This is a genomic window from Frankia sp. CeD (assembly GCF_000732115.1).
Taxonomy (GTDB): domain Bacteria; phylum Actinomycetota; class Actinomycetes; order Frankiales; family Frankiaceae; genus Frankia; species Frankia casuarinae.
Genome location: NZ_JPGU01000024.1, coordinates 52,067 through 67,482, shown reverse-complemented (window position 1 = coordinate 67,482; position 15,416 = coordinate 52,067). Strand labels below are relative to the sequence as shown.

At 68.2% G+C, this 15,416-nt stretch carries 8 protein-coding genes, 1 tRNA gene and 3 pseudogenes; 7 read left to right on the top strand and 5 right to left on the bottom strand.

The genetic code is table 11. From position 1 onward, the window contains the following. Positions 1 to 539: 539 nt before the first annotated feature. A tRNA-Thr gene (locus CED_RS13950) sits at positions 540 to 615 on the bottom strand. A 514-nt stretch (positions 616 to 1,129) separates the two neighbouring features. On the opposite strand from CED_RS13950, the gene CED_RS13945 reads away from it, so the two are divergent. Then, positions 1,130 to 3,379: an MMPL family transporter gene (locus tag CED_RS13945; protein ID WP_011438445.1), complete on the top strand. Its 2,250-nt coding sequence runs from the start codon at positions 1,130 to 1,132 to the stop codon at positions 3,377 to 3,379. A gap of 85 nt (positions 3,380 to 3,464) precedes the next feature. On the opposite strand, the gene CED_RS13940 is transcribed toward CED_RS13945, so the two are convergent. Beyond that, positions 3,465 to 4,280, bottom strand: a complete 816-nt coding sequence (locus CED_RS13940; protein ID WP_011438444.1) for an SAM-dependent methyltransferase — start codon at positions 4,278 to 4,280, stop codon at positions 3,465 to 3,467. 251 nt (positions 4,281 to 4,531) lie between these two features. Here CED_RS13940 and CED_RS26240 point away from each other — a divergent pair. After that, positions 4,532 to 4,952: pseudogene (locus CED_RS26240) on the top strand (hypothetical protein). Between the two features lie 94 nt (positions 4,953 to 5,046). Beyond that, complete coding sequence (locus CED_RS13935; RefSeq protein WP_011438442.1) at positions 5,047 to 5,730, top strand: hypothetical protein; 684 nt, start codon at positions 5,047 to 5,049, stop codon at positions 5,728 to 5,730. Positions 5,731 to 5,806: 76 nt separating this feature from the next. Here CED_RS13935 and CED_RS13930 read toward each other — a convergent pair whose 3' ends face one another. Next, on the bottom strand, positions 5,807 to 8,476 hold the full coding sequence (locus tag CED_RS13930) for an FUSC family protein (protein WP_035911262.1): 2,670 nt from the start codon (positions 8,474 to 8,476) through the stop codon (positions 5,807 to 5,809). A 984-nt stretch (positions 8,477 to 9,460) separates the two neighbouring features. Here CED_RS13930 and CED_RS26235 point away from each other — a divergent pair. Both CED_RS26235 and CED_RS13920 read left to right on the top strand, forming a co-directional pair. Continuing rightward, a pseudogene (locus CED_RS26235) lies at positions 9,461 to 9,610 on the top strand (ISKra4 family transposase); the annotation flags it as partial. A gap of 449 nt (positions 9,611 to 10,059) precedes the next feature. Next, positions 10,060 to 10,377 (top strand): hypothetical protein, encoded by a 318-nt coding sequence (locus CED_RS13920; RefSeq protein WP_023841006.1) that lies wholly within the window; start codon positions 10,060 to 10,062, stop codon positions 10,375 to 10,377. A gap of 110 nt (positions 10,378 to 10,487) precedes the next feature. Here CED_RS13920 and CED_RS24745 read toward each other — a convergent pair whose 3' ends face one another. After that, a complete protein-coding gene (locus tag CED_RS24745) occupies positions 10,488 to 10,652 on the bottom strand; it encodes a hypothetical protein (protein WP_023841005.1) in 165 nt (54 codons plus the stop codon). A 1,179-nt stretch (positions 10,653 to 11,831) separates the two neighbouring features. Here CED_RS24745 and CED_RS13915 point away from each other — a divergent pair. Further along, a complete protein-coding gene (locus tag CED_RS13915) occupies positions 11,832 to 12,827 on the top strand; it encodes a MoxR family ATPase (RefSeq protein WP_011438438.1) in 996 nt (331 codons plus the stop codon). A 782-nt stretch (positions 12,828 to 13,609) separates the two neighbouring features. Further along, positions 13,610 to 14,374, top strand: a complete 765-nt coding sequence (locus tag CED_RS13905) for a PIG-L deacetylase family protein (RefSeq protein WP_051868823.1) — start codon at positions 13,610 to 13,612, stop codon at positions 14,372 to 14,374. A gap of 86 nt (positions 14,375 to 14,460) precedes the next feature. Here the strand turns inward: CED_RS13905 and CED_RS25350 are convergent. Continuing rightward, positions 14,461 to 14,706 (bottom strand): annotated as a pseudogene (locus CED_RS25350) (IS607 family transposase); the annotation flags it as partial. Positions 14,707 to 15,416 lie beyond the last annotated feature (710 nt).

Genomic DNA, 15,416 nt, shown 5'->3' with positions numbered 1-15,416 from the left:
CCGGGCCCGGATCCTCACACCACCACCGGCCCCAGCCCCCCGCACCCCGTCTCACACCGTCTACCTGCACAAACAGACTTTGCGGGTCACCCTGGGTGACCTGACCGGGGCGGACCCGTGGGGGCACGGCGGATCCCGTTCCACGCTGCGGCGATCCCCGGTGCTAACACCGGGTTGCTTGCTCCGTCGCCATGTTCACGTCCACGGCGCCGCCATCGACCCTGGCGGCGCCGTGAACGTCCGATCCCCGTGCCGCGGTGGCGTGGGGTGGGATGGCGGACCGGCTACCGTCAGCCGCCACGCATCGTTCTCGCCGATCCCACCCGCCCTCAGAACGGCAGGCGATAACGGAACGTAACCGTCGTCGGGGCGGTGTCGCGACCGCAGGTCCCGGCCCAGGCGCCCGGAGAGGACACCCCGTTCATGATCGTTCCCTGCACACAATTGCCGAATGCGCACACAATGCGCACACAAACCCATTTCGATCTTGAATAGATGATCTTCGATTTCGCAAAACCGCAGGTCAGAGACCATCTGTCTGGAGCCGGCGAGGGGACTCGAACCCCTAACCGCTCGATTACAAGTCGAGTGCGCTACCAATTGCGCCACGCCGGCGGGCGATCTCACGATACCCGACCGCCGCACTGAGACGCTGAGGCCACCGGCCGGTTCGCCGCCGGCCCGGCAAGATCAAAAGGGTACCCGTGGCGTGCCCCGCCGGTTGCCCGGCGCGAACCCGGCGAGCACCTACAACCGGTCGACGTGTCGGCACCCGCTCCTCGATCGTGAAGCGGGCGAGGAGCTCCAGCTCGGCCCGGTCGACCCAGTCGACCCGGTCAGCGCCGCCATCGGGGTACCCCGAGCGGCACCGATACCGCCGTCCACATTCTTGCCACCGAAAAATGTGGTGCCGGAATCGGTGAACAAATTTTGTCACAGCGGTTGTCGGGCAGTTCGTGGCGGTACGGTCGAGCACGAGGCCAGGCGTGCGGGAACGCCGTAAAGTGCCGTCTCCCGTGAATCGTCTCCAGAATTATCGGACGACGAGCTCCACCAAAGAGCCCCACCAAAGAGTGATTGACGTTGCTTGTCCGCGAGATAGGTTGTCCAAAATAGCGAAGGGCCAACCATGCTGATCGTTGCGTTGACAGGCGTCGCACGTCTGTGTGCCCGCCGTCGCTGGATCGCGGTCGGCATGTGGGCGGTGCTCCTCCTGCCCGCGGTGTTCTTCGTGATCGCGGGTCACGCGCAATACAGCCACGATGTGACGGTTCCCGGTTCCGAGTCGCAGCGGGCAATGAATCTGGCGCGCAAGGTGATTCCGGGCGGCGTCCTGCCGGACACCGAACAGATCGTGCTGCACGCCAGGCGCGGCACGCTGGCGGACCCGCTGGTGCACCGACAGGTCGAGGAGCTGCTCGCCGATGTCGGGAAGCTGCCGGGGGTACTCACCGTCGCCGACCCGTTCGGACCACTAGGCAGGATGGTGCTGGGTGTGTCACCGGTCAGTGCCGACGGGCGCACGGCGGTGGCTCCGGTAATCATGAAAGCGTCGGCGCTCGAACTCGACCTCGGCGCGATCAAACGGGTCTCGGCCACGGCCCGGTCCTACGGCGGTCCCGAGCTTCAGGTGGAGCTGGGCGGACCGGGCGCGACCGCGCTCACCTCGGCCGGCGTCCCGATCCGACCGCTGCTGGCCGCTCTCGCCGTCGCGCTGGCGGTCTTGTGCCTGACCCTGCGTTCGAGGGTGGCCGCCATGATCGCCGCTGTCGTCGCGGCCATGGCCACCGTCACCACCGTGGCCGTCACGACAGTACTGTCCCACCATGTCCTGACTACTCCCTTCGCCGCTCTGCTTGGCGGCATGATCGCCCTCGGGGTCAGCCTGGGCGGGTCCGTCCTGGTCGTGTACCGGGCGCAGACCGCGTTGGCACGGGGTGTGGGCCCGGTCGACGCGGCCACCGAGGCGATGGTGAAGTCGGTCGCCGCCCTGGCCTCCGGTGGCGTGTGCCTGAGCGTGGCGATGACCGGCGTGCTCCTGCTGGACCTGGGCCCATTCACGGGNGTCGCCCTCGCGGCCGGGGTGGCCGGGGTGCTCAGCGCCCTGGTCACCCTCACGCTGTTGCCAGCGCTGCTCGTCCTCGGCGGCACCCGGATGCTGGGCTGGGTCGGACGGCATTCCCTGACCACGACGGGTCGTGGCCTACCGCACCGGCCGGGCGTGCGATCGTGGTGGGCCAGGCAGGTGGGGCGCCACCCGGCTGTCGCCGTGGCCGTGGCGTGTGTGCTGCTTGTCGCCATGGCGGCACCGGTGGTAACCCTGCGGCTCGGTGGCGCCGACGCGGGCGCGGAGCCCACGTCGGCCACCGCGCGACGCGCGTATGACGTGGTCAGCCGCGACTTCTTCAGCGGTCTCAACGGGCCGATGCTCGTCGTCGTCGACCGGGGGGAGGGCAGCCGGACCGTCGCCGTGACCGACGTCGTCGCCGCCCTCAACACGACGCCGGGGGTCAAACACGCATACGTTTCGTTCGACAGTCCCGAGTCGGGCCTGGCCCTGATCCAGGTACTGCCGCAGGCGGGGCCCCGGTCGACGGACTCCTACGATCTGGTGCACCGACTGCGCAACGACGTCCTGCCGGCGGTACTGCGGCCCACCGTGAGCCGCGCTTACGTGGGCGGGCAGGCGGCGTTGTTCGCCGACATGGCCGCGGACTTCCGCGACGCGCTGCCGATGTTCGCGTTCGTGGTCCTGCTCGCGGTGGGCGCGCTGACCTTCCTCACGGCGTCCTCGCGCGTCACCGCCGCCGTGCTCGCCGTTTCGGAGCTGTCGTGCGGCCTTGCGACGGTCGGTGTCCTGGCGACGGTCTTCCAGCAGGACCGTTTCGCCGGGAAACTGGGCCTCCAGGCCGGTCCGATCGAACCGTTCATCCTGGTCTTCGTGCTGGTCGTCGGGTTCGGCCTATCCCCGGGCATGAACCTGAGCCTGCTGAGCAGACTGCGCGAAACCGATGCGCCAGGCTGGCGGGCGCTCGAAGGCGACGCGGTCAGCCGCGGCCACGCCGACGTGGGGCACGTCGTCCTCACCATGAACCTCATCATGATCCTGGCGTTGTCGGTGGTCGTGGCGCAGCCGTCCCGCACGCTGAAGCTGCTCGGGGTGGGTCTGGCGGTCGGTGTGGCGCTCGACGCATTCGTGGTGCGAGCGGTCGTCCTCCCTGCGCTGGTGCACCTGGATCGGCGCCGTGAAACCGCTGGCGGCGTACCCGCGCAGCGCCGGCCGGCGAGGGCGGCCACGAGGTCGTACGACCCGCCGTCGGCGCCATCCCACGCGGGCAACGGCACGCGCGGCGGCCGTTTCTCCCGGAGGAGTACATAGGGATGGGGCCCGGGCGTGTTGCGTTACTTCCCCGTTATCGGTAGGTAGGGCCGCGCGAAACCTTCAAAAGTTAGATCATCCAATTCTACGGCTTACGGGCCACGGCGCCGTATCCATCCACTGCGGCAAAGCCCTCGGCGCCGTCCGGCTGCCACTGCGAGATCGACACCACACCCGGCTCTAGAAGGTCCAGACCGTCGAAGAAACGGGCAACCTGATCCGGACTGCGCAGGATGTAGGGGACCGCGCCCGTGTCGTCATAGCCCTGCTGGGCTTCGTCGAAGCCCTCGCTGGTGTTGGTGCTGTCCCACAGCAGTAGATAGCTGCCGGACGGGACGGCGGCCACCACCCGCGCCACGATCGCCCGTGCCTCATCAAAGTCGGCGACGTGCCCCAGGATCCCCATGAACATGACGACGATCGGCTCGTTGAAGTTCAGTACGTTCTTGGCACCAGCAATGATCCGGTCCGGATCGTGGAGATCAGCGTCGAGATAGGTTGTCACACCTTCCGGTGTGGTGTTGACCAGCAGGGCGCGGGCGTGTACTAGTACCAGCGGGTCATTGTCGACGTACACGATGCGGGAATCGGGTGCGATGCGCTGGGCGACTTCATGGGTGTTCTGCATCGTCGGNAGGCCAGTGCCGATGTCGAGGAACTGGTGGACGCCCCTCTCGCCGGCGAGGTGGGCCACAGCCCGGATGAGGAACCGCCGGGACTCCTTGGCCAGGGTGACGATCCCCGGGAACACCTTGATGTAGGCGTCGCCGGCCTCGCGGTCCACCGGGTAGTTGTCCTTGCCGCCCATCCAGTAGTTCCAGATCCGAGCTGAATGCGGCGTCGTCGTGTCGATCTTCGAATGGCCCGTCGGGTTCCCGGTGCCATTGTGCTGCTCAGCCACGTCTCTCCTTACGCTGGCTCGGCCGGGCGAACCCGGCGAAGCAGGAAGATCCAGTCGGAGTGTGGCCTGTGGGCCAACCTCGGCTACCGATTTTAGGGTATATCATCGCAAATAGCGGCGGATCAACTGCTGGGACATGTACTCTCGGCCGGCCTGTGGGGCGCCAGAAGTCGGCTTGGGCCTGTGAGCTGGGACGATGTGCGGCGCGGCTGCCGGCATCATGGTCACCTGCGTCGGTGTGGCTGTTCTATCTGTTCTATCTGTTCTGTCTGATCTTCGTTCGGGTGTGTGGGGCTGGCTGGTGCTGCTCGGCCGGTCGTCGGCATCCAAGGACATCGAGTTGCTCGTGCTGCGGCACGAGGTCGCAGTGCTGCGCCGCATCCACCCGAAGTCCGTTCCTGATCCGTGACCGGGCGGGACAGTTCACCGCATCGTTCGACGCGGTCCTCGCCGACGCGGTCCTCGCCGACGCCGGCATCACCGCGGTCGCGATCCCGCCCCGAACTCCCAGGCGGACGCCTACGCGGCCCGCTACAGCGAACGACGCCCCACCGTAGCCGCGATCTTCAGCCACCACGGCCCGACCAGCCCGTTGCTGATCTGACCAAGAAAAGGACCACACGTCGCCCCGCCCTCGGCGGCTTGATCAACGAATACGAACGGGCCGCCTAAAAGCCTAGATCAACGCCGATGACCCAGTTCTGGCACCCCGCAGGTTTCGGTCGGTCGATTTGACGCGTCCGGGCCCACGTCCTTCTATGACTTCATGACTGTGAGTAGTCAGTTGATTCGAAAGGTGCTGCTGCCTGCCGTCGGGCTGGGGGTCTTGTCGGCGCTTGCCGCGACACCCGCGGCCGCCGACGGTGGCCGCGGCGGGCCGACGCCCGGCTCCGGCGCCGCGGAGACCTTCCTTCAAGCGACACTCATGCCGTTGAACCATTCCGGCGCCCGCAGCACCGCTACCGCGATCCTGCGGGGCGACCAACTCACCATCTCGATCTTCAGTCGCGGGCTGGCGCCGGCTCTGCCGCACGCGCAGCACATCCATATCGGTGGCCGCCACGTCTGTCCACCGCCGAACGTGACCGGCACCGGCGTCCACGGCCACTTCCGGACCGTTGACGGCAACCCGTGGCGTGGCCCGGTCGCGGTGTCGCTGACCACGTCCGGCGACACCAGCCCGGCCAGCGAGCTGGCGGTGGCGAGGTTCCCGGTTGGGAATGCGACCTACCACCGCACGTTCACGGTCACCCCGGCGGTCGCCGCGCAGTTGCGGGCCGGTGAGGGCGTGATCGAACAGCACGGTGTCGACTTCAGCCACAACGGCCGCTACGACGGCCCCGGCCGCAGCGAGCTCAATCCGGCCCTGCCCGAGGAGGCGACCGACCCGGCGGCCTGCGGCCGGCTCGTCCCGGCGCCCGATGGCCGGCGGCACGCCCAGGTGAACTGATCGGCCGTCGTGGCGCAGGTGGGGCACCTGCGCCACGACGGGCGACCGTANCGAAGTCAGCGAACGGATGGGTTCATCAGCGTGGCATCCGGCGAGTCCGCCGGGGTCGTACGTCGGCCGCCCAGCCGCGGCGTCCAGCGGGGCCCTGGTGAACGAGCGCCAGGCCCGCGTCAGTGAGCATCGGTTGCAGACCACGCAGGATGTCGAGATAGGTCGCGCGTGCTGCGAGCGCCACGCCGGCGCGTAGTTCCGGGCGTCGGTGCGCGGCGGCGCCATGGCGCACCACGGCCAGCGCCGCCATGCTGGCCGGGCCAGGAGTGGGGTTCGGGTCTGCCGGCGGCGGAGGCTTGCCGCCGCCGAGTGCCTCGGCGAACCGCAGATACCAGTCGCACAGCTCGGTCGTCTCCACCGTGACCGCTTCCTGGGCTGCGGCCAGATCGGGCAGCGCGGCGGAGATCTCTATGGTCGAGGCGATCATGTTGACGCCGCCCCCGGCCCGCAGGATGTCGGCCGGCCAGGGCACGTCGCCGGCGTGCAGCAGCTGCGCGGTCCGGCGCAGCCGCAGCGCCCCGCCGACGACGGTCATGAGCGCGTCGACGTCGAGCCGGCCGTCAGGCTGCTCCGACAGGTACTGACGGACCGCGTCGTCGAGCAGCCGCCCGGCGCGGATGGCATCGCGGGCCGCGGCGGCCACCTGCTGGTCCCGGCTGGGACGGCGGAGGGCCGCATCGTCCGAGCCCGCGGTGTCGGCGTCCTCTGTTCGGGATGCGCCGGCTGTTTGGGATGCGCCGGCTGTTCGGGAGGCGCCGACCCGGCTCACGAGCACACCGATGGTGTCCGCGGGGCCGTCCGGATGGCCCGACATGTCGGTATAGGCCGGGTCCAGCCAGGGCGAGGTTCGCGGCCGGGCGCTGGGCGGATCGTCATCACCGGGTGCCCGCATGACGACCAGGGCGAGGAAAGCCGCGCCCATCCGATAGGCCGCGGCGGCACGGTGCCGGATTACCGCCGCCGCTCCTCGCGGCCACAGCAGCGCTCCCACGGCCAGGCTAACCCCGAAGCCGATCATAACGTCCTGAATGCGGACCAGCCCCACCCGCCAGCCTAATGGTTCAACGATGTTGAAAAGGATGAGGATGGCAACGGTGAAGCCTGCCTGGCCCAGCGCGAAGAACGACTTCCGTCGCATGTAGCCGGCGACGAACACAGCCAGCGGCAGCAGCGGCCACGATACTACGGTGTGGGTATCGATCAGGGCGACGAACAGGCCACCCACCACAATGCCGATCCCGGTGCCCAGCAGGTCCCGCAGGATCGTCGAGCTGGTCGCCACCACGTTCGACCGCAGCACCGACAGGGTACCCAGCACGACCCAGAAGCCGTGCTGCACCTCGGTGTTCTGGGCCAGGGCGACAGCGAGGGCGAGCCCCACGGCGCCGCGGACGCTGTTGCGGAACCACACCGACNGGATGCTGGCATATCCGGCGGCCAGATCGGTGGCGGCGGCGCCTCGCCGGGTGAGCCGCCTTAGCCTGGCGGGCCAGCCACGCGGCCGCACCCAGGAGCGCAGCGCCGGTGCCGGCGCGGTCACCTGCAGCACGTTCGTCGCCAGCNCCCGGGNCCCCCGGGCCAGCCTGCGCAGCCGGAACGCCTCGGCGATCGCGAGGTCCGCCGGCGGCTGCTCCGACTCGGCGACCACGAGATCATCCATCTTCTGGGCCGATCGGGCGCTCCACCCGTCAGCGTCCGGCGCCGGCCGGCTGACTTGCCCCTCCAGGTAGTCCAGCAGGGCCGTGCGCATCCTCCGCTCAGCCCGCTCCAAACGGTCCAGGCCGAGCCTCTCGCTCGGCCGTGGACCGCGGTCGAGTCGATCGGCCGCGGCGGCGAGCGTGGCAGCGGCGGCGGTGTGGATCTCGGCAGCTTCGCGGGGGAAGCATGCCGCCGCGATCCGATTCCGGTCCGCACGCGGTTCGGCGAACGGGACCAGCCAGTTGACGTCCACGACGAGATNCCCCAGCGCCGCGGTGCGCCCGCCGACACCGCTGGGCCGGTGCGCGGTCTCGGCGAACCTGCGGCGCAGGTGGAACACGTCGGTCCAGATCCGGGGAACTTCGTCCGCCCCGGTCCCGTCCGCCCCGGTCCCGTCAGACTGCGGAAAAGGCATGGTCGTCCACGCCACCCCGGCGGCCATCGACCGACACGCCTGGGCCAGCGCGGCACGCAGCCGTGTTGGGGGCCGCTCCGTCCACAGCACCATGGCCGCGGTGACGGCCACCACCATGGCGGCCCCCCAGCCGGCGAGCCGTTCCGGAATGGCGGACACCGGGCCAGGCGTCATCACCGACAGGACGAAGGCCATCAGCGTGGCCCGTCCGGCGGCGGCGAAATACGCGTTGNGGACCCCGGAAAACAGCACGACCAGGGCGACCAGCGCGGTCACCGGTGCCGCCAGCCAAGGTGTCCGGGAGCACAACGCGCCGATGACGATGAGCGAGACGGTGATAAGCACGAACGCGACGTAGGCCAACAGCCTGGTCTTGGTCGGCCCGGTGAAGTCGATGAACTCCAGCAGGGTGTAGGCGCCGAACCAGGCGAACAGGCTCAGCCGCACGTCCCCACCAGCCAGATAGGTGACGGCCAGCAGCGTGGGGGCGATGAAGGCAACCCGGACGGCCGCCTTGAGGTTGATCAGCCCGGGGTCGTCGGGGAACGCTCTGGTGAGCCGTCCCAGCCATCCGTCCTGCATCGGCCCCTCCACCTCTGCCCTGGACCATCGCCGTACCTACTTAAACCGTCCTAGCCGAACTGTCCTAGCCGACGGCCGGTGAATTTGGGGGACCTGAGTACGGTCTGCGGTCCCTGAACCGTGCCTGGCTTCCCACAGTTCGGCCGCTGCGCGATCATGCGGATCCGACCTCGTGAACGTTGGTGGTCACCGCGCTCGCCGGCCGTGCTGTCCTCGATCAGGGGCACCTACGAGGAGGCTTATCCAGGCCTCTCAGCTCAGATGATCTAGATCATGCATTGTCGTAGGGCAGGGCGCCGCTAAGGATCTTGATTGAAGGGTTCTGAATAGTCCTCCTGATCTATGTGGAGGATCTCCGGTCCGCGCGGCGGCACCGGTCGACGTCATTGCCTCCGTCGATGAGAATCTTGCCTGTCGGTATGCGGAGGCCTGGCACGAGGTCATTGCCGAGGGGCCGATCGTCGTGGCGCGGCTGTCAGCCTGGCCGAGCTATGTTCGCGTTCATCCACGGCCTGGAGGTCAACACCGGCGACCCGGCCGAGCCGGAGCGTCCGCTGACCTGGGGTGTCGAGCCGGTCGTGCACGGACTTCGATGCTGTGCTCGATGGCCTGTCGCCGAGGGACCATGTTCGTGGTGCGCCCAGGCCGATCGGGCGCTGGCTGGCACCCAGAGCCAGGCGCAGAGTAGCGACGGAAGCCGCGCGGGCGGGGTTGTTCGCGGCGGCGCGTGCACTGTACTCCGCGCTGGAGGCGGACCTGGCGGGCAGCGCCGCGGCGGGGTCGACAGCCGACGCGCTCGAGGAGCTGATCCACGATCGGGGCAGGGAGGTGCAGCGGGCGCTGCTGCAGGCCTGTCTGGACAGGCTCGCCGAACGGGAGACGCGGGCCGGGGTGGCGCCGGTCGCCACGGTGGAGCGGTTCACCGGGCAGCGGGTCGGCGAGCGCCAGGCGGTCGAGCTGGCCCGGAACTGGCTGACCGCCAAAGCCCCCTACCTGACCGCCAAAGCCGCCTACCTCGGCTACGACACCGCGCTCGCCAACGGCTGGCCGATCGCGACCGGCGTCGTCGAGGGCACCTGCCGCCACCTCNTCAAGGACCGCCTCGACCTCACCGCCACCCGCTGGGGACTCGAATGAGGTATGAGGCTCACTGAGCGAGCGTCCGTTTGGGTTGATGGTGGTCTGTCTAACTCTCGGGGCGGCGGGGTCCACGTACTGACTTTTCTGGACCGGCACCTGCCGGCAGGCCGAGGGGCATGCGGACGGATGACCACCCGCCCATCGTCCAGGATTTCCGCCGCTCTGAAACGTTGTTCAACCGAGATTTCAAGAATCCTGTACAGTGCGGCACTTTGTTCCCTTGGTGCGAGTTCCACCCTGCTGCGGTCATCTTCTCAACCAGCACGAAGCGATGTGCTCTGAATGCGACTCGCAGGTGCCGGACGTCGGATGCATGAGGATACATTCATATCGGTTCTCGGGTTTGACGTCGCCCGACTCGGCTGCGGTAACGTCCCTCCCGTGCCGGCCGGTGCTGGCCGACACGCATCCGGNTGTTCTGCTCGAGAGGAGAAAGAGGGAAAATGGCTCAACAGCAGCAGGTGCAGCAGGTGGAACAGCAGCTGCGGCAGAACTGGCGGCAGATTCGTTACCGTATCCTTGACCAGTTCGGTCAGGTGAGCCCGGCGGACCTTGACTCTGCGACGAGCGTCAACGACCTCGTCCAGCGGATCGCGGACAAGACGCACCACAGCGAGCGGTACGTCGAGAACCGACTCCTGGAGCTTGCGGGAGTAGGCGCGGGTGTTCAGGGTGGAGGAATCGCTGGGGAGCGTTTCGCCTCGGGGCTGGGCGGCGAGCAGCAGCAGCAGGGCCAGCCGTTCGGCGGGGGTCAGCAGTAACCCGACAGACGGGTGATCCGACGACACCGTCCGGAACACGAAACTCCGCCGGGTTGTCGGGATAATTACTGGTTCCGATCGTTCGATTCCGGTCGCTCCGGGGGTACAGCTCAGGCCGTCGCCTTCAGGAGCGACCGGAATTCGAGCAGTTCATCGATCAGCTCGATGGTCTTCCCATCGCGTGGTAGCCGCCGCAATTCGGCCAGCATCGCGTCGGTTTCCTCGAGAGTGGGACGCTCGTTAATAGTGGCGGCTATCGTCACAATGTCGTGCATAGCTGTAATCACCTCACCGTGCTGAGATTACCGGTTGGCCTGCCCGGCTCGAGGGTGGAAGCCGGGTGATACGTAGAAGGAGGCTCGCACGGTAGGGTTTCTGGGGCGTAAATCAGTGTTTCCTTCGCGTTAATGTATCTCTGATGAAGCTACAAAACGTGACGAATGATGCGTCGCGGGTTCTGCACCTCACTATCCGTAGGGCCTCCGCGGGTTCACGGATCTTGCTCCGCGGGTTTATGGATCTCGGTGACCGCCCGCGTGCGCACGCACTTCCTTTCCTACCGCCCCGGGTGGCCCGACGGCCGTCCAGCCGCCCGCCACCGACCGCATCCGGACCGTTCCTGAAGCCTGGCATTGTCCGCCGCCTCGTGGACGCCCTGCCCAGCGGTGCCTACCTCGTCCTCNCCCATGTCCTCNCCATGCAACCGCCGGCTTCGACCCGGGTCCCGCGGCCTGCACGACCGCGGCCTGCACGACGTTGTCGGATTCCGCGTCGTCGAACTGAGGGGCCTGGANCGGCTGGCCATCGATTTTCGTTCATGGGCCCGACGCCGTCTGGCTGCGGTGCCGGTGTCTGTGTGGGCGGGCCACCCCGCCCACACAGACACCTCCGGGTGAGCGCCGTAGGAGGGGTACATCGCTCACCACATCTCCACGTATCACCCAACAATACGCGGACAGGCCATAAGCATCTTGGGCTGATGTTGCCCATCTCGGGATGGTCCGTCTGGGCGGGGTTGTCGTTCTTGTCGCGTAAGACGCCTCTCTCGGTCGACAGGTTGCGACCCTCGTGCCGCCTTTCGTGATGTCACACCCAGATCTCTACGGAGAGTAGCAAGATCTGCACGAATCGAAGCGATCGACGATACCATCCGGTCATAGGATCACTGGATCGACAATTCAGTCGGGTTATGGAACAACGAAGCGGGTCGGCTCGTCGTCTATCGCAGCGGAACGGATCGGCTCTGCGGCGGCGACGGCCGCCGNGGGCCGCCGTACCCGGGCGGTTCCCCCCGCCGCCCGTGGGCGGACCGGGCCGGTTGCCCCCTCGCCCGGCACGGTCCGCCTCCATCAACCCACGAGGAGCCCATTCCGGTGATTGAGCACGCTGTCCGCATCGCTCGGACGGTCCTCGTTCCCCGACACCACTGGGCTAGGAGGCAGCGCGTGACCCGCATGGGCGACGGCCGCGACAGTACGTCTGGCGACCGGTCCGCGGTTGCCACGTTCTCAGCCTCCTTCCATGATGTGGTCGCAAACGTCGAGAAGGTCATCCGCGGCAAGCGTGAGGTGGTGGATCTCGCGACGATCTGTATGTTCGCCGACGGCCATCTCCTCGTCGAGGATGTCCCCGGTCTGGGGAAGACCTCCCTGGCCCGCAGCCTCGCCGCGTCGGTGGGCGCCGGCTGTCATCGCATCCAGTTCACGCCCGACCTGCTGCCCGCGGACATCATCGGGACGATGGTCTACAACCAGCGTGCCGGCGAGTTCGGACTCCGCGCGGGCCCGGTGTTCACCAATCTTGTCATCGGCGATGGGATCAACCGCGCCTCGCCGAAGACGCAGTCGGCTCTGCTGGAGGCCATGGAGGAGGGGCGGGTCACCGTCGATGGGACCGGCTATCCGGTACCGCGGCCCTTCATGGTCGTCGCGACGCAGAACCCGATCGACCTGGACGGCACGTACAGCCTGCCCGAGGCCCGCTTGGACCGGTTCCTCATGCGACTGCGGATGGGATATCCCTCCCTCGCTGCGGAGCTGGAGATCCTCGATGGTCGGCAGGTGGGTCGGCGCATCGAGGATCTGAGACCGGTGATGCGGGCGGAGGACGTGGTGGCCCACGCGGCCCGGACACTCGCCATCCATGTGGCACCCGCCCTCCGGCGGTACATCGTCGATCTGGTCGCCGCGACCCGCACGCTGCCGGATGTCGTCCGCCTGGGGGCGAGCCCACGAGGCAGTATCGCGCTGCTTCGGGCCGTCCAGGTGCGTGCCGCGTCGCAGGGACGGGCCTTCGTGACCCCCGACGATGTCAAGGTGCTGGCCAAGCCGGTCCTGGCACACCGGCTGGTGCTGAGCCCCGAGGCGGAACTGCGCCGCGTCATCGCCGAGGACGTCGTGGACGAGGTCGTCGAGACCATCCCGTCCCCGCGTCGTCTCGTCGGCATCTGACCGTGGCACTCCGGTCGGCCGACATCGGGTGCCGGACGGGCCGGCGGATGGACCTTGGACTCCGCCGGATGGACAGCATGGCCTCGACGGTGTGGCCTCGACCGAGGGGCCCGTTCCCGGCCGTACTCGCGCAACGGCTACAGATAGCCCGAACAGGCCGGTACCCCCGGAATGGGCTCGTTCTGTCCGTCCAGGGTGACGACTGTAGCCGGTAGGTACTCCCATGCCTGGCTGTATCCGTGTTGGCGCGGATGTCCGGTGGGGCGCCCGGTCGCCTTGCATGCGCGCACGAAACGACGCTCGGCCGCGGGATCCCGCAGATCGGAATGCATCACCTTGACGGCGGCCCGGCGATCGAATATCTCCTGTNNCNCGCGGTAGACCGTGCTGAAACCGCCGTGCCCTATCAGCTCGAACGATCGGTACCCCTCGATCATCACCGGCTCCACGCAGTTCCCGCGTCTCGTCGCGTTCTGGCCCGTCGCGTTCTGGCCCGTCGCGTTCTGGCCCGTCGCGTTCTGGCCCGTCGCGTTTCGGCCCGTCGCTCAAGCCCAGCGCAGTCCCGCCCCGCCCACCCTGCTTGCGACGTGGGCGCACCCGGGAGAGTGGGCTTTGTCCGAAAGATGGGACTGTGCCCGGAAGATGGGACTGTGCCCGGAAGATGGGACTGTGATGGTGCCTGCCGGCGTCGTGGGGGCGCTATGCCGCCCCGTGCGTGTGGCGTTGCCGATGACCGCACCGATGTCCGTGCGGTGCCGCGCCGCATGCCGTATGGAAGAACGATGCAGGAGGAACGCGTGGCGGACGAGCGTCGGCCCTTCGCCGACGACAGCGGGACCCCCGAATCGGTCTGGCAGGGATGGGATCCGGGGTGGGCGGAGCTGGACCTGACCGTTCCGCCCACAAACGCGGTGATCGTGGCTCCCCACCCGGACGATGAGGTGCTGGGCATCGGTGGTCTGATGACCATCCTGTCTACGCTGAGTGTGTCGCTCACCGTTGTTGCTGTGACTGATGGTGATGCATCCCATCCCGGATCTCCGACGCTGTCGCCGGCCGAGCTTGCGCGGCGACGGGTGGCGGAACAGCATTCCGCTCTCGCCGAACTCGGCCTGGCCCAGGTACCGGTGCATCGGGTCGGCCTGCGCGACGGGCGGGTCGCCGGGCACGAGGAGTTGTTGGCCGACCAGCTGGAACCGTTGCTCACCGCCGACGGGTGGCTGCTCGCGACGTATGCCGGGGATCGTCATCCAGATCATGAGGCGACGGGTCGGGCGGCGGAGATCGCCGCCGCGCGGGCGGGCACCCGGCTGCTCGAGTACCCCATCTGGACCTGGCACTGGGCGGTGCCGGACGACCCGCGAGTTCCTTGGGCCAGGGCGCGACGGGTGCATCTTCCCGTCGACGTGCATCGGGNCAAGCAGCGAGCGGTCGACTGCTACCGCACCCAGATTGCTCCGCTTTCAACCCATCCGGCCGATGCTGCGGTGCTTCCGGCCGAGGCCTTGGCGCGGCTCCTGCGCCCAGCCGAGACGGTCTTCGTCTGACCGTTGCGGGTCATGAAGCATGAGTAGGCGCCTTGCTCGCAGCCACCTGTTGCCGGATGGCGGCCCCACAGCCGGAGCAGGTCTTCGAGCTCACGTCCGGTTGCCCATGCGGTGACACGGGCAACCGGACGGTCAGGGCCGGGACGCCGGTCGGCGGGGGAGACCCGCGCGTACACCGCGGCGGCTCCCGCGGGGCGTTCGACGGCGGACGGCTCGACCAGGATCAGCTGCCCGACCGGGCGCGCCGGTACGGGCAGCTTCCCTTCCCGAAACCAGCGGTAGGCGGTGACGTAGTGGGCACCCGCACGCTGCGCCCCCTGCTTCAAGTTCACTCACACATCGCATCACTTACTCAACAGCCAGCAGGTCGCTGCCCCGCGGGGACATCTCCCGCAGCGGCAGGCTGCGGTCGTCGAAGGCCGCGGTCGTCGAAGGCCGCGTCGTCCGCGGCGGTGATTCCGAAGACGCTCGGCCTGGTGCCGATCCAGCGATTGATCAGCCAGTGCAGCAGGTTGATGGTGACGATCGCCGGAGCGACGACGGCGGCGACCCCGGGAATCGCCGGCTCCAAGGCCAGGGACAGCACGATACTCGTGATGCCGTTCTGTTGGGAAGCGGCCAGATAAACCCGGTCACGTCGGGACATGCGGTGGGTCAGAAGGTAGCCGACGAGACCCTGTGCGGCGAAGGCTGCGGCTCCCAGAGCGGCCCCGTGGACAAAGGCGATTCCGCCGGAGAGAAGCAGGCCGAGCGCGACCGCCGCACCATAGAACGCGACCCGTACGGTCCTCTCCACGAGGTGGGGGAAGAAGTCGTCCCCGCGCTCGGGGAAGAGCTTGGCATCGGGACGGAGGATCAGCCCACCGATTGCTACCGCCAGCATGAGAAAGANCCCTGCTGCCACCATGATCAGACCCGTTGTCAATGCCAGGGCGCTGGTCGCGTTTCTCTTGGCGCCCCGCCACAGCAGGGCGGTGAGGGTGACGAGGCCGAGGTTGAGCGCCAAGCCGACGAAGAAACCGCTGACTCCCGACGGTCCACC

What these genes read in the sequence shown, in the direction of transcription:
- CED_RS13935 (WP_011438442.1), top strand. Translation starts at nt 5,047, where the DNA reads ATGACTGTGAGTAGTCAGTTGATTCGAAAGGTGCTGCTGCCTGCCGTC.
- CED_RS13920 (WP_023841006.1), top strand. Translation starts at nt 10,060, where the DNA reads ATGGCTCAACAGCAGCAGGTGCAGCAGGTGGAACAGCAGCTGCGGCAG.
- CED_RS24745 (WP_023841005.1), bottom strand. Translation starts at nt 10,652, where the DNA reads ATGCACGACATTGTGACGATAGCCGCCACTATTAACGAGCGTCCCACT.
- CED_RS13915 (WP_011438438.1), top strand. Translation starts at nt 11,832, where the DNA reads ATGGGCGACGGCCGCGACAGTACGTCTGGCGACCGGTCCGCGGTTGCC.